At 69.3% G+C, this 20986-nt stretch carries 20 protein-coding genes; 9 read left to right on the top strand and 11 right to left on the bottom strand.

The genetic code is table 11. From position 1 onward, the window contains the following. Nucleotides 1-228: 228 nt before the first annotated feature. The 4 genes from A3IC_RS53270 to A3IC_RS0108880 all read right to left on the bottom strand — a co-directional run bounded on the left by A3IC_RS53270 (nucleotide 229) and on the right by A3IC_RS0108880 (nucleotide 3835). Nucleotides 229-1317 (bottom strand): NAD(P)H-dependent flavin oxidoreductase, encoded by a 1089-nt coding sequence (locus A3IC_RS53270; protein ID WP_020549715.1) that lies wholly within the window; start codon nucleotides 1315-1317, stop codon nucleotides 229-231. Then, on the bottom strand, nucleotides 1314-2087 hold the full coding sequence (locus tag A3IC_RS0108890) for a CoA-transferase subunit beta (RefSeq protein WP_020549714.1): 774 nt from the start codon (nucleotides 2085-2087) through the stop codon (nucleotides 1314-1316). The genes A3IC_RS53270 and A3IC_RS0108890 overlap by 4 nt, the downstream gene beginning before the upstream one ends. Continuing rightward, nucleotides 2084-2953, bottom strand: coding sequence for a CoA transferase subunit A (locus A3IC_RS0108885; protein ID WP_020549713.1), 870 nt, complete (start codon nucleotides 2951-2953; stop codon nucleotides 2084-2086). Before A3IC_RS0108885 ends, A3IC_RS0108890 begins: the two co-directional genes overlap by 4 nt. Nucleotides 2954-3076: 123 nt before the next feature. Beyond that, nucleotides 3077-3835 (bottom strand): enoyl-CoA hydratase family protein, encoded by a 759-nt coding sequence (locus A3IC_RS0108880; RefSeq protein WP_040876314.1) that lies wholly within the window; start codon nucleotides 3833-3835, stop codon nucleotides 3077-3079. A gap of 215 nt (nucleotides 3836-4050) precedes the next feature. On the opposite strand from A3IC_RS0108880, the gene A3IC_RS0108875 reads away from it, so the two are divergent. Together A3IC_RS0108875 and A3IC_RS0108870 are read left to right on the top strand one after the other, a co-directional pair. Beyond that, entirely contained in the window at nucleotides 4051-4854 is an 804-nt protein-coding gene (locus tag A3IC_RS0108875; RefSeq protein WP_020549711.1) for an SDR family oxidoreductase, read from the top strand. Between the two features lie 4 nt (nucleotides 4855-4858). Beyond that, nucleotides 4859-5509 (top strand): TetR/AcrR family transcriptional regulator, encoded by a 651-nt coding sequence (locus A3IC_RS0108870; RefSeq protein WP_020549710.1) that lies wholly within the window; start codon nucleotides 4859-4861, stop codon nucleotides 5507-5509. 67 nt (nucleotides 5510-5576) lie between these two features. Here the strand turns inward: A3IC_RS0108870 and A3IC_RS0108865 are convergent, their stop codons facing one another. Next, nucleotides 5577-6818: an acyl-CoA dehydrogenase family protein gene (locus tag A3IC_RS0108865; protein ID WP_245599187.1), complete on the bottom strand. Its 1242-nt coding sequence runs from the start codon at nucleotides 6816-6818 to the stop codon at nucleotides 5577-5579. Nucleotides 6819-6946: 128 nt separating this feature from the next. Here A3IC_RS0108865 and A3IC_RS0108860 point away from each other — a divergent pair, with 128 nt between their 5' ends. The 4 genes from A3IC_RS0108860 to A3IC_RS0108845 all read left to right on the top strand — a co-directional run bounded on the left by A3IC_RS0108860 (nucleotide 6947) and on the right by A3IC_RS0108845 (nucleotide 12714). Further along, a complete protein-coding gene (locus tag A3IC_RS0108860) occupies nucleotides 6947-8461 on the top strand; it encodes a class I adenylate-forming enzyme family protein (protein WP_020549708.1) in 1515 nt (504 codons plus the stop codon). 210 nt (nucleotides 8462-8671) lie between these two features. Beyond that, entirely contained in the window at nucleotides 8672-10867 is a 2196-nt protein-coding gene (locus A3IC_RS0108855) for an acetate--CoA ligase family protein (RefSeq protein WP_205353846.1), read from the top strand. Nucleotides 10868-11110: 243 nt separating this feature from the next. Next, the gene (locus A3IC_RS0108850) at nucleotides 11111-11965 is read left to right on the top strand and encodes an enoyl-CoA hydratase/isomerase family protein (protein ID WP_020549706.1); all 855 of its coding nucleotides are present in this window, start codon (nucleotides 11111-11113) and stop codon (nucleotides 11963-11965) included. A 194-nt stretch (nucleotides 11966-12159) separates the two neighbouring features. Further along, nucleotides 12160-12714, top strand: a complete 555-nt coding sequence (locus A3IC_RS0108845) for a flavin reductase family protein (protein ID WP_020549705.1) — start codon at nucleotides 12160-12162, stop codon at nucleotides 12712-12714. A gap of 57 nt (nucleotides 12715-12771) precedes the next feature. Here A3IC_RS0108845 and A3IC_RS0108840 read toward each other — a convergent pair whose 3' ends face one another. The 3 genes from A3IC_RS0108840 to A3IC_RS0108830 form a co-directional block, all read right to left on the bottom strand. Continuing rightward, on the bottom strand, nucleotides 12772-14433 hold the full coding sequence (locus A3IC_RS0108840; RefSeq protein ID WP_079026330.1) for a solute symporter family protein: 1662 nt from the start codon (nucleotides 14431-14433) through the stop codon (nucleotides 12772-12774). A gap of 53 nt (nucleotides 14434-14486) precedes the next feature. Beyond that, nucleotides 14487-14828: a DUF485 domain-containing protein gene (locus A3IC_RS0108835; RefSeq protein ID WP_020549703.1), complete on the bottom strand. Its 342-nt coding sequence runs from the start codon at nucleotides 14826-14828 to the stop codon at nucleotides 14487-14489. 554 nt (nucleotides 14829-15382) lie between these two features. Beyond that, complete coding sequence (locus A3IC_RS0108830; protein ID WP_026218038.1) at nucleotides 15383-15832, bottom strand: ATP-binding protein; 450 nt, start codon at nucleotides 15830-15832, stop codon at nucleotides 15383-15385. 270 nt (nucleotides 15833-16102) lie between these two features. Between A3IC_RS0108830 and A3IC_RS0108825 the strand changes: the two genes are divergently transcribed. From A3IC_RS0108825 to A3IC_RS0108815, 3 genes are all read left to right on the top strand, one after another. Continuing rightward, the gene (locus A3IC_RS0108825; protein ID WP_026218037.1) at nucleotides 16103-16954 is read left to right on the top strand and encodes a helix-turn-helix domain-containing protein; all 852 of its coding nucleotides are present in this window, start codon (nucleotides 16103-16105) and stop codon (nucleotides 16952-16954) included. 8 nt (nucleotides 16955-16962) lie between these two features. Continuing rightward, nucleotides 16963-17154 (top strand): hypothetical protein, encoded by a 192-nt coding sequence (locus A3IC_RS0108820; protein ID WP_020549700.1) that lies wholly within the window; start codon nucleotides 16963-16965, stop codon nucleotides 17152-17154. Nucleotides 17155-17365: 211 nt separating this feature from the next. Next, on the top strand, nucleotides 17366-17749 hold the full coding sequence (locus tag A3IC_RS0108815) for a VOC family protein (RefSeq protein WP_020549699.1): 384 nt from the start codon (nucleotides 17366-17368) through the stop codon (nucleotides 17747-17749). Between the two features lie 63 nt (nucleotides 17750-17812). On the opposite strand, the gene A3IC_RS0108810 is transcribed toward A3IC_RS0108815, so the two are convergent. From A3IC_RS0108810 to A3IC_RS0108795, 3 genes are all read right to left on the bottom strand, one after another. After that, the gene (locus tag A3IC_RS0108810) at nucleotides 17813-18235 is read right to left on the bottom strand and encodes a cupin domain-containing protein (RefSeq protein WP_245599185.1); all 423 of its coding nucleotides are present in this window, start codon (nucleotides 18233-18235) and stop codon (nucleotides 17813-17815) included. A gap of 144 nt (nucleotides 18236-18379) precedes the next feature. Continuing rightward, nucleotides 18380-19444: a hypothetical protein gene (locus tag A3IC_RS0108805; protein ID WP_020549696.1), complete on the bottom strand. Its 1065-nt coding sequence runs from the start codon at nucleotides 19442-19444 to the stop codon at nucleotides 18380-18382. Nucleotides 19445-19792: 348 nt separating this feature from the next. Continuing rightward, nucleotides 19793-20860 (bottom strand): Zn-dependent alcohol dehydrogenase, encoded by a 1068-nt coding sequence (locus A3IC_RS0108795; protein ID WP_026218035.1) that lies wholly within the window; start codon nucleotides 20858-20860, stop codon nucleotides 19793-19795. Nucleotides 20861-20986: the final 126 nt, after the last annotated feature.

Below are 20986 nucleotides of genomic sequence, written 5' to 3'. Positions count from 1 at the left end.
TGTCAGGTCCCCTCGTGATCCACTGTGTCCCGCTGACAGTTCGAGTCTGTCGGCGCGACGGTCGCGGAACACTGCGCCGAACCCCCGATCCGGGGTGGGTCCAGACCCACCCCTCGGGTGGGCGCACACCCGAGGGCGCAGCGAAGACCCGGCGCGAACACGGCGCGAACACGGCGCCGGCACCGCCCGAAAGGGGCGATGCCGGCGTTCGAGTGCGGCGCGGAGCGGTCAGACCCGGGCGGACTCCAGGTCGTAGAGGATCGCGCTCGCCTGCTCGGTGATCCGGGTGATCAGCTCGGCGCACGAGGGCAGGTCCTCGATCACGCCGACCACCTGGCCCGAGGCCATCACGCCCAGGTCCGGACGCCCGTCCACCATCGCGGCCTTGAGCAACATCGGGGTGTTCGCCGCCATCAGCACCTGCGGCCAGCTCAGCCCCTGCGACTTCTTCATCGCCAGGCCCTCGCGGACCATGTCGGTCAGCTTGGTGCCGCTGAGCTTTTGGAACCTCATCGCGTTGGCGATCGAACGCGGATAGCGGGCGAGCACCGAGCGCTGTTCGAGCCGCTTGACGAAGTCGGTCGCCAGCACCCGGTGCGGGACGCCGTCGACCTCCTTGGACACGATCGTGCCGTTCACGTCGGTGGCCAGGTAGACGTCCTTGACCGCGCGGCCCACCGGGCTGTCCGAGGTGAGCAGGAAGCGGGTGCCCATCGCGATCGCGTCCGCGCCGTACGCCAGCGCGGCGACCAGGCCGCGCCCGTCGAAGAAGCCGCCGGCCGCGATCACCGTGACGTCGCTGCCGCGCAATACGTCGGTCACCTGCGGCAGCAGCAGCGTGGTCGGGATCGAGCCGGTGTGCCCGCCGCCCTCGCCGCCCTGCACGATCACGCCGTCGACGCCCCACTCGGCGACCTTCTGCGCGTGCCGCTTGGCACCGATCGAGGGCACCACCAGCATGCCCAGGTCGTGCGCGCGTTTGATCAGGTCCTTCTTCGGCGCCTGCGCGAACGAGGCGACCCGGATGCCCTCGCGGCCCATCAGGTCGATCCGCTCGGCCGCGTCCGGGGCGTCCGCGCGCAGGTTGACCGCGAACGCCCTGGTGGTGCTCTTCTTCACCGCCGCGATCGCCGCGACCAGTTCCTCGTAGGTCATCGTGGCCGAGGCCAGGATGCCCAGACCGCCGGCCTCCGCGGTCGCCGCGACCAGCCGGGGGTAGGACACGTAGCCCATCCCGGTCTGCACGATCGGGTGGTCGACGCCGAACTTCTCGGTGAACCCGTTGCGCAGCGCCGGGTGCGGCCCGCCCGCGCTCACGCCGGCACCTCGCGCAGCCGCATGCCGCGCGGGTCGAGCACGTCGCGCACGATCCGCAGTTCCTCGTCCGAGGGCACCCGCGACGTGGGCACCTCGGCCGGGATCACCAGTTCGAAGCCGGTCGCCTCGACGACCTCCTCGACGGTGACGCCCGGGTGCAGCGAGCGCAGCCGCATGACCTTCGCCTCGGTCTCGAAGTCCAGCACGCACAGGTTGGTGACGACCCGTCGGACCTCGTGGAAGCGCCCGGCCGAGCCCACCGCGGCGGCCCGGTCGTACCCGACGCAGGAGACCATGTCCACCTTCGGCGTGAGCACGCGCGCCGAGTGCTTGGGGATCCAGTAGCTGGTGGTGTGGTTGATCGTGTTGCCCGGACCGCCGCGCGAGCCGAGCACCTGGCGCTTGGGTTTGGCCCAGTCGCCGATCGCCGAGATGTTGGCGTTGCCGTGCGCGTCGATCTGCACGGGGCCCATCATCACGTGCCGCCGCCCCGAGGCGAGTACGTCCAGCACCTGGCGGTAGGGAATCCAGCCGACCACGGCGAACTCGTCGGGTCGGGCGCCCAGTCGGGCGTCGCCCTCGAAGAAGTACGACTCCCCGTTGGAGAGCATCAGGTCGGGTTCGAACGTCGCGCGGGCCAGCCGGGCGCCGATCGTGGGCACGGCACCCATCGGGCTGCCGATGATCTCGCCGTCACCGCGGAAGCAGTCCGCGACCGCGGCGACGCACACATCGGCCCGGGTGGCCTCGGTCAGGGTCTCGGTGCTCACTTGGCCGTCTCCTTCTTGAACTCCTCGACGGCGGCCTGGTACGCCGCTTCGCTCTCGACCTTGAGGAATCGCCGCTCGAACGCGGCCCACGCCTCGGGGTCGGCAGCAGCGGTAACATACGCCTTCTGGAACGCCTCGTCCCGGCCGTACTCCGGCGGACACTCGGTGAAGTGCGCGCCGTTGGGCGCCTCGACCACGCCGTGCGTCATGTAGCGGTGCACGGTCAGCGTGTGTACGCAGCCGGCCGCCTTGAGCAGTTCCTCGCTGGGCACGATGCGCTCGGCCGAGACGTACGCCTTCTCGGCCGCGAGGCAGAACAGGTCGTCCATGAACTGGTCCGGGCCGGTCAGCGCGGCGTTGCCGCGTTCGTCGGCGACGTTCGCGTGGATCAGCGCGACGTCCAGGTTCAGGGCCGGCATCGCGACCAACGTCTCGTCGCCGTAGGGCGATTCGATCGTCTTCAGGTGCGGTGAGACCTTGAGGATGTCCGAGCCCAGGCCCGCGCGGGTGGGCAGGAACGGCAACCGCTGGGCGGCGGCGCGCAGGCCGGTGAGGAACATGCCCTCGTCGTACTCGACCGCCTCGACCAGACCGTTCTCGCGGACGTGGCGGAAGTTGGGCTCCAGCGGGATCGAGTCGAGCGACACGAACGCGTAGACGAGCTTGCTCGCCTTGCCGGCCCGGGCCAGCAGCCCGACGTCGGGCCCGCCGTAGGAGACGACCGTCAGGTCCTTGAGGTCGGATCGCAGGATGGCTCGCACCAGGGCCATCGGCTTGCGCCGCGAACCCCACCCGCCGATGCCGACGGTCATCCCGTCGGAGAGCTGTGCGACGACCTGATCGGGCGTCATGCGCTTGTCAGCCATGGATGGTTGCTCCGTCTCTGCTTCGAGGTGTCCGCATCACTTGGAGGTGTCCGCTTCGCGACCCTCGGTACTGTGCTCGCCCGGGGGGCAACCCCCGGACCCCCGGCAAGGCGGCGGTGGCGCTCACTTGGACGTGTCCGCTTCGCGACCCTCAGTAAAAGCGTCGCGCAGTTCGTCCGATACGCCGGTCAGGTTCAGCTCGAACGTGAAGCCCTGCTCGTAGCGGTACGAGCGCTTGACGTCGACCGGGTCGATGCCGTTCAGCGACGCCTTCGCGGCGCGGATGACGGTCGGGCTCTTCGTGGCGATGGTGCGGGCCACCTCGAACGCGGTCTCGACCAGCTTGTCCCGGTCCACCAGCTTGTAGATCGAGCCGTAGGCGTGGAGTTCGGCCGCCGGGGCGTTCTCCGACGTGTAGACCATCTGTCGCATCCGGTGTTGCGGAACCAGCCGGGCCAGGTGGGTGGCCGCGCCGAGCGCGCCGCGGTCCACCTCGGGCAGGCCGAAGAACGCGTCGTGCGACGCGACGATGATGTCCGCGTTGCCGACCAGACCGATCCCGCCGCCGACGCAGAACCCGTGCACCGCCGCGATGACCGGCACCTCGCAGTCGTACACCGCGGCGAACGCGTCGAAGCAGCCCTTGTTGGCCGCGACGAGCGCATCGAAGCCCTCGGTGTTCGACATTTCCTTGATGTCCACGCCGGCGTTGAAGCCGCGACCCTCGGCCCGGAGCACCACGGCCCGGACCTGCGGGTCGCGGCTCGCCTCGCGGAGTCGGTCCGCGAGCTCGAACCAGCCGGCGACGGTGAGCGCGTTGACGGGGGGTGCGTCCAGCACCACCTCGGCGATGCCCTCACGCACCTCGTAACGGATAGCCATGGCAACCAGATCCATTCGGCCGCGTGCGTCGGATCGGCCGGCGACGTCCCATGTACCGGCGGGTGCGGCCGACGCGGCCGTCCGGTCGTGAGAGGCACATCACCACCCGATCTGACTGATCGTCAGATTTCTGCCACCATAGTTGACCCCGAGCGACCCACGCCAGACGAAGCGAGCGTGGCGCCCACGACACCGCAGCCCGTCAGGAGCAGGCCATGACGTCCTCCCCCAACCCGCTCGACATGAGTGGACGCGTCGTTCTCGTCACCGGTGGCGGCAAGGGGATCGGACGGGGCATCAGCGAGCGCTTCCTGGCGGCCGGCGCCGATGTGGTGGTGTGTTCGCGCCGCGAGCCGGAGACACTGCCCGCCGCCGGCGCGCGCACCGCGGTGTACACCCCGGCGGACGTGCGCGACCCCGACACGGCCTTCGCCGCCGTGGAGTTCGTCGAGGAACGCTTCGGTCGACTGGATGTGCTGGTGAACAACGCGGGCGGCGCGCCGCAGACCGACGCGGCCACCGCGTCACCTCGGTTCTCCAAGGCGATCATCGAGCTGAACCTGCTCGGTCCGCTGTATTTCGCGCAGGCCGCCCACCGCTTGATGCACCGTCAGGATTCCGGCGGGGTGATCGTGAACATCTCCAGCGTGAGCGGCGTGCGCCCCTCGCCGGGCACCGCCGCCTACGGCGCGGCCAAGGCCGGGATGAACTCGCTCACCCGCTCGCTGGCCGTCGAGTGGGCACCCAAGATCCGACTCAACTCGGTGATCGTGGGCCTGGTTCGGACCGAACAGGCCCACCTGCACTACGGGGACGAGGCGGGCGTGCAGCGTGTGGCCGACACGATTCCGCTCGGTCGGATGGCGGATCCCTCCGACGTCGCGGACGTATGCCTGTTCCTCGCCTCGCCGATGTCACGGTATGTCAGCGGAGCGGAACTACTCATGCACGGCGGCGGGGAAATGCCCGCTTTCCTCCGTGCGGCGGACAGCGAGACCGATCATGCGCCCGTAAACTGACGGCATGACAGGACAAGTTCGCACCGTCGACGGCCGCGTCGCCGGGCGACGCGGACAGGCGACGCGGCAAAAGCTGCTCGACTGCCTCCGCGAGATGCTCGACACGTCTCCGTACCGGGACGTCAAGGTCATCGACGTCGCCCGTATGGCAGGCACCTCTCCCGCCACCTTCTACCAGTACTTTCAGGACGTCGAGAGTGCGATCCTCGAGATCGCGAACGACATGGCCAAGGACGGCCAGCGTCTGAAGACTCTCGCCGAGGACCAGAACTGGGCCGGCAAGGGCGGTTTCGCCGCCGCCGAGGCCCTGGCCGACGGCTTCCTCGAATTCTGGCGGGACTACGAGCCGATCCTTCGCGTCGTCGACCTGGCCTCGGCCGAGGGCGACAAGCGCTTCTACAAGGTGCGTCAGAAGATTCTGACGGCGGTCACCGGCTCGCTCACCGAGGCCATCGAGAACATGCAGGCCAAGGGCAAGGTCGGCGACGAGGTGCAGCCGAACGCCATGGCGGGCACCCTGGTCGCGATGCTGGCGGCGGTGGCCGGGCACCAGAAGGGCTTCGAATCCTGGAACATCAAGATGAAGGACGTCCGTCCGGCGCTGTCCACGCTGGTCTTCATGGGCGTCACGGGGAAGAAGCCCCCGACGCGTTAGCGGCACACCGCCTGGAACGCCGGACGGGCCGATATTCGGCCCATCCGGCGTTCCAGGACACGCTTTTCTAGATCCCGGCCAACTCCGCGATGCGCTCGCGCTGCGCGCCCCGGTCACCGAACAGGTGCGCGGACGTTATGGCCCGCTTCAGGTACAGGTGGCAGTCGTACTCCCAGGTGAAGCCGACCCCGCCGTGCAGTTGGATCATCTCCTCGGCGACATGCCGGTACGCGGCGGTCGCCGTCGTCATCGCCAGCGGTGCCATCACCGCCAGTTCGCCCGGCGTGGCAAGTCCCGCCGCCTCCGCCTCGGTGGCCGCCCAGGCCGCGTAGTACAGCGCCGAACGAGCCGTCTCGACCTCGACGTACAGGTCGGCGCAGCGGTGCTTGATCGCCTGGAACGAGCCGATCGGCCGGCCGAACTGCACCCGCCCCCTGGTGTACTCGACGGTCGCCTCCAGGCAGCGTGCCGCGCCGCCGACCGCCTCCGCGGCCACCGCGATCTCGGCGAGCGCCAGGACCCGCTCCAGGGCCGCGTCCGCGCCGGGGGTGCCCAGCAGCCTGGCGGGGGTGTCCGCGAAGGTCAGCCGGGCCTGCTTGCGCGTCTGGTCCAAAGTCGGCAGCGCCGTCCGGGTCAGCCCGGCGGCGTCCTTGTCCACGGTGAACAGCGCGAGGTCGCCATTGACCCGTGCCACCACCACGATCAGATCCGCGATCAGGCCGTCGATCACGTGCGTCTTGACGCCGTCCAGGCGCCACCCGTCGCCGTCGGCCCGCGCGGTCGTCTCCACCACACGCACGTCCCGGTGCCCCGGCTCGGCCAGCGCGAGCGCGCCGAGCGTGTCACCCGCCGCGATGCCCGGCAGGTGGTCGGCCCGCGCACCCTCGTCGCCCGCGTGCACGAGCGCGTACGCCGTCAGCACCGACGACGCCAGGAACGGTGAGGGGAAAAGCGACCGGCCCATCTCCTCCAGGGCCACGACCAACTCGGTGAAGCCGAAACCGACCCCGCCGTACTCCTCCGGAATCGCGAGACCGGCCAGCCCGGTCTGTTCGCACACGCGCCGCCACACCGTGGCGTCGTAACCCGTCTCGGTGGCCATCACGGCCCGGACGGCGGGCGAGTCGCTGTGTTTGTCGAACACGTCCCGGAGTGCTCTGCGGATCTCCTGCTGCTCATCGCTGAACTCGACGTCCACGTACCGCAACTCCTTGGCACTCATGTCGTGCGGGTCGGGACGGTTGCCCGGCCCGAGTTCCGGTCGGCCCCATTGACGATCCGGCAGCCCGCGAGCACCAGTATCTGACACACCGTCATACCCTTGGAACATTGCTTTCGTCACACCCCCGAAACGTCGCCTTACCCCGGGCGTGTCGTGTTGTGTGGCATACACCACCCCCACGCCGATACTTCGCGCGCAGGCCGAAGGGACCCGTTGTGACCGTTCTCGCCCAGGTGCTTCGTGAGGCCGCCCGACGCTTTCCCGAGCGGCGGGCCCTCGTGCACGGCGGAAGCGGGTTCACCTATGGCGGGCTGGACGCGGTGACCGATCAGGTCGCCGCCGGACTGGCCCGGCGCGGTGTCCGCCCCGGTCACCTGGTCGCACTCGTGCTCCCGTCCGGGCTCGAGTACGTGGTCGCCTACACCGCGCTGGCCCGGCTCGGCGCGGTCACCACCGGCGTGGGACCGCGCTACACCCCCACCGAACGCGCCGCGATCCTGGACCGCGCCGCGCCGGATCTGGTGCTGGCCACCGAGGAACTGACCGAGGGCGTCCCGGCCGGCCCCGAGCACATCCGCTGCGTGCCGGCCGCGGCCGCGCACGACGTCTGGGCCGCACTTCGGCGCGACGAGGTCCCGCCCGCACCGCCGGTGACCGGGGATCGGGACCCGGATCTGCCCGAGACGGTGGTGTTCACCTCGGGCACCACGGGCACCCCCAAGGGCGCCCTGTTCACGTCCCGGCAGATCACCGCGATCACCGCGATGGACACCGGCGACCGCTGGGGCGAGGGCGGACCGCAACTGATCGCCACCGGCCTGCCGCACGTCGGCTTCATGACCAAGCTGGCCGGCTACCTCAAGATGGGCGCGACCCTGCACCTGCTCGGCCGCTGGCGGGCCCAGGACGCACTGCGCCTGGTCGCCCGCGAGAAGATCCCCTACCTCGGCGGCGTGGCCGCGCAGGTTTCCCTCCTGCTCGGCCGACCCGAGTTCGACCGCTACGACCTCACCCACGTACGCGGACTGATCGTCGGCGGCGGGCCGTCCCCCGCCCCGCTCGTGCACGAGGCCCGGACCCGATTCGGGGCGGGCTACTCGATTCGCTACTCCTCCACCGAGTCCGGGGGGTTGGGCACCCTCACCGCGTTCGACGCCCCCGACTCGGAGGCGCTGCACACGGTCGGCCGTCCCCGACCGGGCACCGAGTTGGAGATCCGCCACCCGCGGACCGGCACCGTCCTGCCGGTCGGCGAGGAGGGGCAGATCTGCCTGCGCTCGCCCGCCGTGATGGCGGGCTACTGGCGCGACCCCGAAGCCGGCGCCGCCCTCGACGGCGACGGCCGGCTGTACACCGGCGACCTCGGCCGGATCGACGAGGCCGGCTGCCTACGGATCACCGGGCGGATGACGGAGATGTACATCCGCGGCGGATACAACGTGTATCCGCAGGAGGTGGAAGCGGTGTTGCTCGACCATCCCGACGTGGCCTCGGTGGCGGTGGTCCCTCGACCCAGTCGGGTGATGGGCGAGATCGGCGTCGCGGTCGTGGTGTCACGTGCAGCATCCGAGCCGTCACTCGCCGCATTGCGCGAGTTCGCGGCCTCGCGACTGTCCGCACACAAGCTCCCCGAAGCGATCCGGATCGTGCCCGAGTTGCCGCTCACCGGGATGGACAAAGTGGACCGCAGATCCTTGACCGAACGTGAGAAGTCTTTCGGGGACGTTTAGTAACCGCGCGATGACCAGCAGATATCCGCAACATGTTTGACCAAGTCAGCAAATGTCCAGGTGATCGGACAGATGCGTCGGGACCGGGCCGGTGAGACAGTGGACAGCCCTGACGTCCCATCAGCAAGCTAACTGACTAACCGTCAGCTCGATTCCAGTGTCGATCGGATCTGGCGGCGACGAAAGATCGAAAAAGGGACGGGCGCGATGATGCTTCACGACAGCAGAGGACACCACTTCCCGGGGCACACTCGAACCAGCGTCACCGTGAACGCGGATCCGTCGGCCGAACTCGACGTGACCGGCCGACCACTCGCGCTCCGCCCCGCCGACCTGGACCGCTTCTTCCGACCTCGCACGGTCGCCGTGATCGGCGCCTCGGACACCGAGGGCCGACCCGGTGCCCGCATCACCGCGCAACTGATCGCGTGGGCCGATCGGGTGGGCGCGCGGTTGTTCCCGGTCAACCCCAAGCACGAGCGCATCGCCGGCAGACCGTGTCACCCGGACATTTCGGCCGTCCCCGAGCCGGTCGACCTCGCCGTCGTCCTGGTCGGCGATCCGGCCGAGGTACTGGAGCAACTCGCGGGCGCGGGTGTGAGTTTCGCGGTCGTGTTCGCGTCCGGCTTCGCCGAGGCGGGGGCCGCCGGAGCCGAAGCCCAGGCCCGGCTGGCCCAGCTCACGTCGGGCGGCTCGCTGCGCCTGCTCGGGCCGAACACCAACCTCAACGCGTTCGAGGAGTTCCGCACCGACCTCGAAGGCCCCGCCATCGCACTGATCACCCAGAGCGGACACCAGGGCCGCCCGGTCTTCGCCGCCCAGGAGATCGGTATCCGGGTGTCCCACTGGGCCCCGGTCGGCAACGAGGCGGACCTGGAAATCGCGGACTTCGTGAGGCACTTCTCCGATCAGGAGGAGGTCGGCGTGATCGCCGCGTACGTCGAGGGGTTCAAGGACGGCCGCACCTTCGCCCTGGCGGCCGACCACGCGGCCCGGCAGGGCGTACCGGTGGTGGTGGTCAAGGTCGGGCGGACCGAGACCGGCGCACGGATGGCCCAGTCGCACACCGGCAAGCTGACCGGCGGCGACCGCACCGCGTCGGCGGTGTTCCGCCAGTACGGGGTCACCCGGGTGGACGGCCTCGACGAACTGATCGACACGTCCCAGCTGTTCGCGCGCACCAGCACCCCACTCGCGCAGGGGGTCTGCGTGTACTCGATCTCCGGCGGCACCGGCGCGCACATGGCCGACCTCGCCGCCGCCGAGGGCCTGACGGTGCCTCAGCTGGACCGGTCCACGCAGGAGAGGCTGCACGCGTGGATACCGCCGTACCTGACCGTGTCCAACCCCGTGGACAACGGCGGCCACCCGGCCGGCGACGAGCGTGGCCGCAAGATCATCGACGCGATCCTGGCCGACCCCGCGATCGGCGTGCTGGTGTGTCCGATCACCGGCGCGTTCCCGCCGATGAGCGACCGCCTCGCGCAGGACCTGGTGGACGCCGCGGAGGCGAGCGACAAGGTGGTCTGCGTGGTCTGGGGCTCGCCGGTGGGCGACGAGAGCGCCTACCGCGAGATCCTGCTCAAGTCGAGCAAGGTGGTGGTCTTCCGCACATTCGGCAACTGCGTGCGGGCGCTGCGGGCGTACTTCGACTATCACCGCTTCCGTACCCAGTACTCGTCGCCGTTCGAGGATGTCCCGCGCACCGCGTCGCCGGCCGCGGCGAAGGCCAAGCGGCTGCTCTCGTCGGGCAAGCCACTGTCCGAGCACTCGGCGAAGCAACTGCTGCGCACGTACGGGATCCGGGTGCCGCGCGAGCAACTGGTCACCTCGGCCGCCGCCGCGGTGCGCGCGGCCGGGCTGATCGGCTACCCCGTGGTGATGAAGGCGTGCGGCCCGCAACTGCCGCACAAGAGCGACCTGGGCCTGGTCAAGCTGGGCCTGCGCTCGGCGAGCCAGGTACGGGACGCGTACCGCGAGATCACCGACGCGGCCAAGGAGGCGGGTGCGGGTCGGCTCGAAGGCGTCCTGGTGTGCCAGCAGGTCGATCGCGGCGTCGAGATGGTGGTCGGCATCTCGCACGACGACCTGTTCGGTCCGACCGTCTCGGTCGGCCTGGGCGGCATCTTCGTCGAGGTCTTCGACGACATCGCGATCGGGGTGCCGCCGTTCGGCGCGTACGAGGTCAAGCGCATGCTCGGCGAACTCCGCGGCCTCAAGTGCCTCCAGGGCATGCGCGGCCAGCCGCCCGCCGACCTGGACGCGCTCGTCGACGTGGTCATGCGGGTACAGCGCATGGCGCTCGAACTGGGCGACGAACTCGCCGAGTTGGACATCAACCCGCTGATGGTGATGCCGCGCGGCGGCGGCACGGTCGCACTGGACGCACTCGCGGTGGCCCGCTAGGGCCGGTCACCGGCCGGGCAGGCGGGTTCGGCCCCGGCCCGGCGTTCGAGGCACCCTCCGGCCCGGGCCGGGCAACCCGACAGCCCGGCCGGACAACCGACAGCCCGGCCGGCGTTCGAGGCCGCCGTTCAGCCCGGCCGGCGTTTGAGGCCGACCCGAATCGACCAACGCTCAACGCCGGACGCACCCAACAGCCCGTCCGGCGCTTGAGGACGGCCAACCCCACCAAGGAGCCACGCACACATGACCACCACCGAGCAGGAACTGCTCCACCGCATCGAAAACGGTGTCCTCTGGCTCACCCTGAACCGCCCCGCCGCCAGCAACTCCCTCACCTGGGCCCAACGCGAACTCCTGATCGAGCTCCTCACCGAGGCATCCGCGACCGAGTCGGTCCGCGCCGTAGTCCTCACCGCCGCAGGCCAAAAGCACTTCTGTACCGGTATGGACCTGCGCAGCTCCCCCGGCACGAAGTCGCTGCTGGCCGCCGCCGAGACGCCCGACGACGACGCCTCGCCCAAGCCCCCGGTCCGGCCCACCGGCTACGCCACCCGAATGATGAAGACCGGCGTACAGCGCCTGACCAATGCCGTCCTGGACTGCGAGAAGCCGGTGATCGCGGCGATCAACGGCACCACCGCCGGCTACGGAATGAGCCTCGCGCTCGCGTGCGACCTGGTGATCGCCGCCGACAGCGCCCGCTTCATCCAGATCTTCACCCGGCGCGGCCTGGTGCCGGACGGCGGCAGCGCGTACCTGCTGCCGCGCCTGGTCGGCCCGCAGAAGGCCAAGGAGCTGATGTTCTTCGGCGACGACCTGCCCGCCGCCGAGGCGCTGCGCATCGGCGTCGTGAACAAGGTGGTCGCCGCCGACGAGCTGGAGGCGGTGACCAGGGAGTGGGCCGAGCGACTGGCGACCGGGCCGACCCGGGCGTACGCGTTCACCAAGCAGCTGGTCAACCACTCGCTGGAGAGCGACCGGGTGGCGGCCTTCGACGAGGAGGCGCGGATCGTCGAGCTGAACATGACCTCGCGCGACGCGAACGAGGGGGTTGCGTCGCTGATGGAGCGCCGCAAGCCGGAGTACTACGGCTGGTAGCCGCACTCGCCCGAGCGGCGGGGCACAACGGCCCGCCGCTCGGACCTTGTTCGAGCGTTGTGCCTTACGCCACAAGGCAACTGACGAGTCGTCAGGTGTGACGAAGGACCCCCTCTCCTTTGATTGACGCAAGGAAAACGGGTGACGTAGCGTCACAGACCCGACGCCCCAAGACACCTGCGAGGAAGTCCACCATGGGCCAGATCGACGCAGCGAGCACGAAGCCCGCGGATCCCGCGGCCATTGCCCTGCCGGAGGGTGAAGGCATCGTCGAGGCGGCCACGTTCCGGCATGTCCTCGGTCACTTCGCCAGCGGCGTCACGGTGATCACCGCGCTCGACGGCGACACCCCGGTGGGTTTCGCCTGCCAGTCGTTCGCGTCGCTCTCGCTGGACCCGCCGCTGGTGACCTTCTTCGTGGCGAAGACGTCCACCACCTGGCCGCGGATCCGACCGGGCGGCCGGTTCTGCGTGAACGTGCTCGCCGAGGACCAGGAACAACTGTGCCGGGGCTTCGCGGTCAGCGGCGCGGACAAGTTCGCCGGCGTCGCACACAGCCCGGCGCCGACCGGTTCGCCGAAGCTGGACGACGTACTCGCCTGGATCGACTGCACGCTGGAGAGCGTGGTCGACGGCGGCGACCACGAGATAGTGATCGGCCGGGTCCAGGCCCTGGACGCGCCGCGGGTGGAGTGTGCTCCGCTGCTGTTCTACAAGGGTCGGTTCGGCCACCCCAGCGCCAACGCGTGACGCCGATTCGGACCCGGGCCGAGGCCGCGAGTCCGAATCGGTGCCTGCCGTGCCCGCTCAGTGCGCGCCGGCGCCGGTCAGTGCCCTGACCTCCAACTCGGCGAACTTGCGGTCGTCGTCGTCGCTCCGGCGACGGCGTGCGGACATCGCGCCGATCGCGGCACACGCGAAGCCGACCGGGATCGAGATGATCCCCGGATTCTCCAGCGGAATGGGTGCCGGCGTCGTACAGCTGAACAACGCCGTCGCGTTGCCCACGTCCTTGCGGTCCTTGGACACGTTGCAGTCGTCCGCCTGCTTGGCGGTGAGCTGCTTGATCGCCGGTTTGGTGTCGGTGGCCCCGCCCCAGCAGATCGGCGACAGCGCGACCACCAGGACCGAGGTGACCAGGCCGCCGTAGATGCCGAACACCGCGCCGCGCGTGTTGAAGTTCTTCCAGAACAGCGAGAACACGATGGCCGGGAGGTTGGCCGAGGCCGCGATGGCGAACGCGAGCGCGACCAGGAACGCCACGTTCAACTCGCGGGCGAACACCGACAGGATGATCGCCGCCGTGCCGATCACCAGCGCCGCGATCCGGGCGACCTTGACCTCGTCGGCGTCGGTGGTGCGGCCCTTGCGGAACACGTTCGCGTACAGGTCGTGCGCGAACGACGAGGACGAGGCCAGCGTCAGGCCGGCCACCACGGCCAGGATGGTCGCGAAGGCCACGGCCGCGATGAAGGCGAGCATCAGCGCGCCGCCGGTGGTGCCCGCGCCGCCGCCCAGGTGTTCGGCGAGCCGGGTCGCGGCCGTGTTGCCGGTCGGGTCGGCCTTCTTGATCTCCTTGCTGCCGATCAGCGCGGCCGCGCCGAAGCCGAGGATCAGCGTCATCAGGTAGAACACGCCGATGATGCCGATCGCCCAGGTCACCGACCTGCGCGCGACGCGGGCGTTGGGCACGGTGTAAAAGCGCACCAGGATGTGCGGGAGGCCGGCCGTACCCAGCACCAGCGCGAGTCCGAGCGAGATCAGGTCGATCTTCGACCAGCCGTCCGTGGCACCGTACTTGAGCCCGGGTTGGAGGAACGACTCGCCCGAACCGGACTTGCTCGCCGCGGTGCCGAGCAGGTCGGCGACATTGAAGTGGAACTTCGCCAACACCCACACGCACATCACGAACGCGCCGACCATCAACAGCCCGGCCTTGACGATCTGCACCCAGGAGGTGCCCTTCATCCCGCCCACGGTGACGTACACGATCATCAGCGCGCCCACCGCGGCGATGACCGAGATCTGGGCGGTGTCGCTCTTGACGTCGAGCAGAAGCGAGACGACCGAGGCCGCGCCGACCATCTGGGCCAGCAGGTAGAAGATCGACACGACGATCGTGGACACGCTCGCGGCCATCCGTACCGGGCGTTCGCGCATGCGATTCGCCAGTACGTCGGCCATCGTGAACCGGCCGGAGTTGCGCATCGGTTCGGCGACCAGGAGCAGGGCCACCAGCCAGGCGACCAGGAAGCCGATGGAGTACAGGAATCCGTCGTAGCCGGACAGTGCCAGGATGCCCGCGATGCCGAGGAAGGACGCGGCCGACATGTAGTCGCCGCCGATCGCCATGCCGTTCTGGAGGGCGGAGAACGAACGGCCACCGGCGTAGAAGTCCGACGCCGTCCGGTTCTTGCGGCCGGCCCAGAAGGTGATGCCGAGGGTCACCACGACCAGCACGGCGAACATCGCGAAGGTCCAGCCTCGGTTGCTGGACTTCGCGGCGAGTTCGAGAGAAAGGTTCACGCTTCGAGTTCCTCTCGCAGTTCGGTGGCGACGGGGTCGAGCCGGGTGCGCGCGAATCGTGAATAGGCCCAGGCGATCACGAACGTCGAGACGAACTGGAGAAGCCCGAACACGAGCGCGACGTTGATGTGGTTCATCACTTCCTTGGCCATGAAGTCGCGCGCGTAGGCGGACATGACCACGTACAGCAGGAACCACCCGAGGAAGGCGGCGGTGACCGGGAAGATGAAGGACCGCTGGCGCTTCTTGAGCCCCCCGAATCTCGGGTCCTGCTCCATTTCCAGATATCCGGTGCGGTCGTCGACGTAGGGGGCGCGCGGGGCCGGGACGGAGGCCACCCCGCTCTCCGACGCGGAGTGAAGCTCGGACCCCGGCTCGGGCTCGGGAGGACGATCGTGCGGGTCAACGTGCGGAGTCGGCATGGGGCGGTAGGGCTCCTCTCCAGCGGACACCCCGCGCGTGGCCCGAGGCGCCGATCGGGTACCTGACCGCGGTCCGTGGGACCTGGGGCCGCAGCGGAGCGAGTTTAGAGGTGCCGCCGGGACGCGCGGAACCTATCCGATCAACTGAAAGCGGGACTGACGGGTTACGCGGATAACCCACGATTTCCCACCCACCATGGAATTGATCAAAACCGTCCACGAGTTCATCATTCTCGACCGAACCACCGTCGAAGTCGCCCGCACAAGTCCGCTACGACCAATCCTCACCACATCCGAAGCAACTCGATCACCACCGCTCCGGGCCGGATTCGCGCCTGACGCCGAATCCACGCTCAAGATCGAAATGCCGTGGATTCACCCTCGGACACGGCGACTTCGGCGAGGGCGCCGCGACCGACCCGCGCACGCTCCGGGACGCTTCCACGCCCGGCTCGTCGCCGAAGTGCCCGTCAGCCGGCGAGCCTCAGTCCCACGACCACGGACTTGCCGTATTCGTGGCGGGGCACCACCGCCCAGGTGGCGGTGAGTGCGCTCACCAGGAGCAGCCCTCGCCCTCCGCATGCCTGCGGGCCGGGGGAGGCAGGTGCGGGTAGGGCTGCGCCGGGGTCGGAGACGGCGAGCCAGCAGTAGCCGTCGGCGGGCCAGAGCACGAGTTCGATCGGGCAGCCGTCGGCCGGGCAAGTGCCGTACCGCAGCGCGTTGGTGACGAGCTCGGAGGTCACCAACACGAGTTCGTCGGCGAGTTCGGCCCGACAGCCGCGCGGAAGGGCACCCACCACGGCACTTCGAGCGCGCTTCACGGAGGCGGGCTCGGCGGGAAAGCTCCAGTGGGACGGGATGACAGGGATGGCGGGGACGGCGGGCGTCGGTTCGCCGGCAGGGCAAAGGGATCCGGGCATGGGCAACTCCTGGACAGCGCGGGCTCGATGGGCACGTACGCGGTGAACGCGTCGCGCGACGGCGCCGGTGGCCTACCTCCCCGAGCACGGACACACCCGCCCCGAGTGGGCGGGCATGCTCGCGCGGTGCACTTCCGGCATCGCTTTGCGTGGATGATGCGATACTCACCGTAGGGCTTCGGGGGCACATGTGCCACCTAGTCATCCAAGGGCGGTGGACCGCAATCCGCGGGCGAGGCAAACTGAGCAACATGTACGCAAGGGGTTCGAGTGGCGCCGAGGAGTAACCCGACCGCCCGCCAGCAACGATTGGGCGCCGAACTTCGCAAGCTACGCGAAGGTGCCGGTCTGTCCACAGAGCAGGCGGCTGCGGTCTTGGCGACAAACCGAACCGTCATCACGAGCACGGAAGCCGGTCGGCACGGAATCAGCCCGGAGCGCGTACGGCGGATGGCCTACCACTACGACTGCACGGACAAGGAATTGATCGAGGTCCTTGCCGGCATGGGTGCCGAACGCACGAAGGGCTGGTGGGAAGACTTCCGAGACCTTCTGCCACCGACGTTCCTCGACATCGCCGAGATGGAGTGGTTCGCCAGAGGGTTGCGAATGACCACGCTTGCCCACATCCCCGGCCCCTTCCAGACGGAGTCCTTCGCCCGCGCCCTCTTCGAGGCCGCGATTCCGCAGCTACCCGAGGACGAGTTCGAGGCTCGCGTATCCCATCGCATCCAACGCCACCGGGCACTCGACCGGCCGGGTGGCCCTACATACATGGCCACGATCCATGAGGCCGCGCTCCGCATCGAGGTTGGCGGTCGCACCGTTCTGCACGAACAACTCGCGCACCTCCTGGACTTGGCGGACAAGCGCAACATCACCATCCGGGCCATTCCGTTCTCCGCAGGAGCGTTCCCCGGCTCCGGTCAGTCCTTCCTGTATGCCTACGGCGAGGTGCCGAGCCTGGACACGGTCCAGCTGGATCGCACCAGCGTCGCCGAGTTCCTACACACGAGCACACAGCTTCGCAAGTTCAGCCTCCAACTCGACCAGATGGAGCGGATCGCACTCAGCGAATCTCGGACACGCGATCTGATCCAGTCGATCATGCAGCAGCTCTAGGAGCGCACGTGCCTGACATCACCTGGGAAGACCCCTTCTGCCAGGACTCCGGAAACTGTTTCCGTCTCGGCACTGACACGGACGGAAACGCCTACATCGCCGTCAACGGCCAGGAAGACCACTACCTCACCGACACCACGGACGCCCTGCGCACCCTCATCCGCGACATCAAAGCCGGCAAGGCCGACCATCTTCTTTAGGGGCGTCGGAGCTTGCCGGATCGCGCCGTGAGGCGTCCCACGCCCGCTCGTGGGCCGACCACGCACCACCGCACGCCATCCAGCGATCGGCTGATCCGAAGAGAACGGCCAACGGCGTGTATCAAAAGTGCTGCCAGGAGCCTGAGCCGTGTGCGCGAAGGCCGGCGCAACCAGGTGGCGTTCGGCGTCGAGATCGGGAAGGCTCACGCGCATGGTCTCGGTATTGCAGAACGTGGCGATCGACTGTGCGGATGCCTACGAGCTGGCTCGGTTCTGGAGCGGTGTGACAGGCCGTCCGCTGCATCCGGAGGACAAACCGGGTGACCCGGAAACTCAGGTGCTGCTGCCGGACGGCCCGGTGCTGTACTTCAACCAGGTGCCCGAGGCCAAGACGATCAAGAACCGGATCCATCTGTGCCTGCGCCCCGAGACCTCGCGCGACCTGGAGGTGGAACGGCTGCTGGGCCTCGGTGCCACCTTTGTCGCCGACCACCGCAATCCCGATGGTTCGGGCTGGGCAATCCTTGCCGATCCCGAAGGCAACGAATTCTGCGTCCTGCGCAGCGAGTCCGACCGGGCGACCACGAGTTCCTGATACACGACCCAACAAGCCTCGGGGTGCGTCCGGTCGTGCCGCGAGCCGCTCCGGGGCGACGGATCACTCGGCCCAGGGGAGAGGGATCTTCGCATCGCTGCCAGGCATCATGGCCTTCCCGCCGACCACCATGCAGACCAGCGCCTCGGCCGGGCCACCGCTCGCCTTGAGTCGGCGAACGACGCCCGCCGGGACGATCACCGCCCGGCCGGCCTCGACCTCCTCGCTTTTGCCGTCGACCGTGACCTCGAATGTGCCGGACAACGGCATCCAGACCTGCTCCCGGTCGATGATGTGCACAGGGGTGGAGATGTCGGCGCCGATCTCCACACGCCAGGTGCTCACCTCCGCACTGCCCTGGCTCGGCCCGGCAAGCGCGAACATCGCAGCCGCTGCGGTCCTGGTGGTGCGCTCCTCGGTCTCACCGACGACGTGGCCGGGCGCATCCTGCACCGGCTGGAGGCCCAGCTGACCGAGCGGCTGCACGCGGCCGGCCTCGAGGTGCCGCGTGCCGAACTCGCCGGGATGATCCGCGGTCTCGCAGGTGCCTCGGTGCCACCCCTCCGCCCCGTCTGGTGATGCCTGGCCGAACTGCCGACCGATGAGCGCATCAGCCCGCGAGGCTGCCGGCTAGTCGCCGTCCGGCCACATCCGCCGCGGTGCGGCCTTGGCCAGGTACGCCTCGGTCTCGGCGCGGTCCAGGACCGCTTCGAGGGTGAGTTCGCCGGTGATGTGCGGATAGAAGCGGCCCGCGTTCCAGGTCCTTTCGTACGTCGGCGGGTCCAGTACGAGCACGCGCTCGCCGTCCACGACCGGGATGTCCGCGGGGCAGCCCTCGTTCCAGAGCCACGCGCCGTCCACACCCGCCAGGTTGAACGCGCCGGTCGTCTTCGGCGCCCGGTCCGGATCGACCGCCGCGTCCCGAGACGCGGCGACCGCCTCGGCCGACGGCGGTTCGCCCGCGATGTGCCCGCCGCCGATGAGGAGGTGCCCGATCAACGTGTGCAGTTGGAAGTTGTCGCCGATGCGGGTGACCCGCATCCGGTAGCCGGTCCCGGTCGGCCGATGCAGCACGACCAAGGGCTCGTCGTGGAACATCTTGAGCAGATAGCGCAGACACTTGAGGTCCGCGTCGCCCAGCGCGACCTCCTCGGCCAACGCGACGAGCGTCCCGTCGGCCTGCACCGCCCGACGTATCTCCTCGCGCGAGAGCATCGCGACGGCCGCCATCTCCCACAGCGGCAACTGCATCCACGCGGACACGGCGGCGAATCGCCCCTCCTTCAGTCCACCCGCCGAAGCCGCAACGCGTTCGAGCACCTCGCCCAGGGCGAGATGGTCACGCTCGGGCAGGTCCTCGCCGACCGCCTCCGCCCACAGCGCCGGGAAGCCCGCGACGTCGCGCAGGGCATCCCGCACACCGGCGAGGACCGGCCACGAACACGCCTGCGGATCCGCGCCGTTCTCCACACAGGCGCCGATCATGACGGCGAGGATCGCCGCAGCCCCCAAGGGGGTTCGCGGCAACAGGTTCGCCAGTCGCGGACCCACCTCGGCGCTGCTCTTCGGCTTCGCCTCCTCGAAGGCGTCGCGCAGTTGCCCGAACGCCTCGTTCAACAGAGCGTCGTCCCGCTCCTCCAAGGCCCGCTCGAGCCGGTCGACCGCCGTGTTCAAGGCACGTTCGCGAAAGATCATCCGCGCAATGTAGCGACCCGCACCGCCATCCGCCGCCGGGCCGCCTCGACCCGTCGTGCCGCAGCCCGGAAGCGGCCCGTGGGCGGCCTCAATTGAAGGCGTCGACATACACGGAACACTTTCCGGAGGCCAACACCTCACCGATCCGGCTCGGCTCGGGAGCCGAGGGCGAGGCGCTCGACGGCGTAACCGAGCCGGTGGGGTCCGGAACGGCGCTCAGCGATTCGGCGCCCCTCGGCGACGCGGCGGTCGGCCGATCCGGTGCCGGGGCGCCGCTCGTACGCCGAAGCGCGCCCCTCGGCGTGAGGAGCGCGCTTCGACCGGAAGATGATCCAAAAGAATGCCGCGTCAGAAGACGAAGACGCCGCGCGCGATCTTGCCCGCCTCGGCGTCCTCGACCGCGTGGTGGAAGTCGTCCAGGGCGTAGGTCTTGGTGACCAGTTCGTCGAGCTTGAGGCCGCCGGTCTTGTACAGGTCGGCGTAGCGCGCGATGTCGTACTGCGGGCGGGAGGAGCCGTAGCGGCAGCCCATGATCGACTTGTCCAGGAACATCGAGGACACGTGGAAGGACGCCTCGGCGTCCGACGGCGCGACGCCCAGGATGATCGCCTGGCCGGCCCGCCCGAGCATGTCGATCGCGTTGCGGATCACCGCGACGTGCCCGACGCACTCGAACGCGTGGTCCACGCCGCCCGGCACCAGGGCCTGGACCGCCTTGACCGAGTCCTCGACCGCACGCGCGTCGACGAAGTCGGTCGCGCCGAACTGCCGCGCCACCTCCTCCTTCGCCGGGTTCGCGTCCACGGCCACGATCCGCACCGCGCCCGCGAGCTTCGCGCCCTGGATCACGTTGAGGCCGATGCCGCCGGTGCCGATCACCGCGACGGTGTCGCCGGGCTGTACCTTCGCCCGGTTCAGCACCGCGCCCACGCCGGTCAGCACGCCGCACCCGATCAACGCGGCGGAGGCGAGCGGGATGTCCTTGGGGATCTTGACCGCCTGGACGCCCTTGACCACGATCCTCTCCGCGAACACCGACAGGCCCGCGAAGTTGTAGACCGGCTTGCCGCCACGCGTAAACGGCTGGTTGAGCTGGCCGAAGCTCTTGGCACACATGGTCGGCCGGCCACGGTCACACTCGCGACACGCACCACACGAGGCCAGCGTGGACAGCGCGACGTGGTCACCGGCCTTGACGTGGGTCACGAGTTCGCCGACGGCCTCCACGACGCCGGCACCCTCGTGCCCGAGCACGACCGGAGGCGGGAAGGGGATGGTGCCGTTGATCACCGAGATGTCGCTGTGGCACAGACCCGCCGCACCGATCTTCACCAAGACCTCGTTGGCCCCGGGTGCACGCACCTCGAGGTCATCGACGATCGAGGCTTCCTTGCCGTCGAAAAGAACGCCCTTCACCGGTTCCTCCTCCATCGGAAATGGGCTGACGAGCCGGGGCGCTCGACGGCTTACCGGCCGGACCGGCTCCGGAGCTCAAGCGCGCACGCGTACCCGCGCGGCACTCTAGCCCGGAACTGATGAGCA

This window comes from Embleya scabrispora DSM 41855 (assembly GCF_000372745.1).
GTDB classification, from domain to species: Bacteria; Actinomycetota; Actinomycetes; order Streptomycetales; family Streptomycetaceae; genus Embleya; species Embleya scabrispora.
The sequence above is the reverse complement of the archived record's forward strand: the minus strand, read 5'-3'. Positions and strand labels throughout refer to the sequence as shown.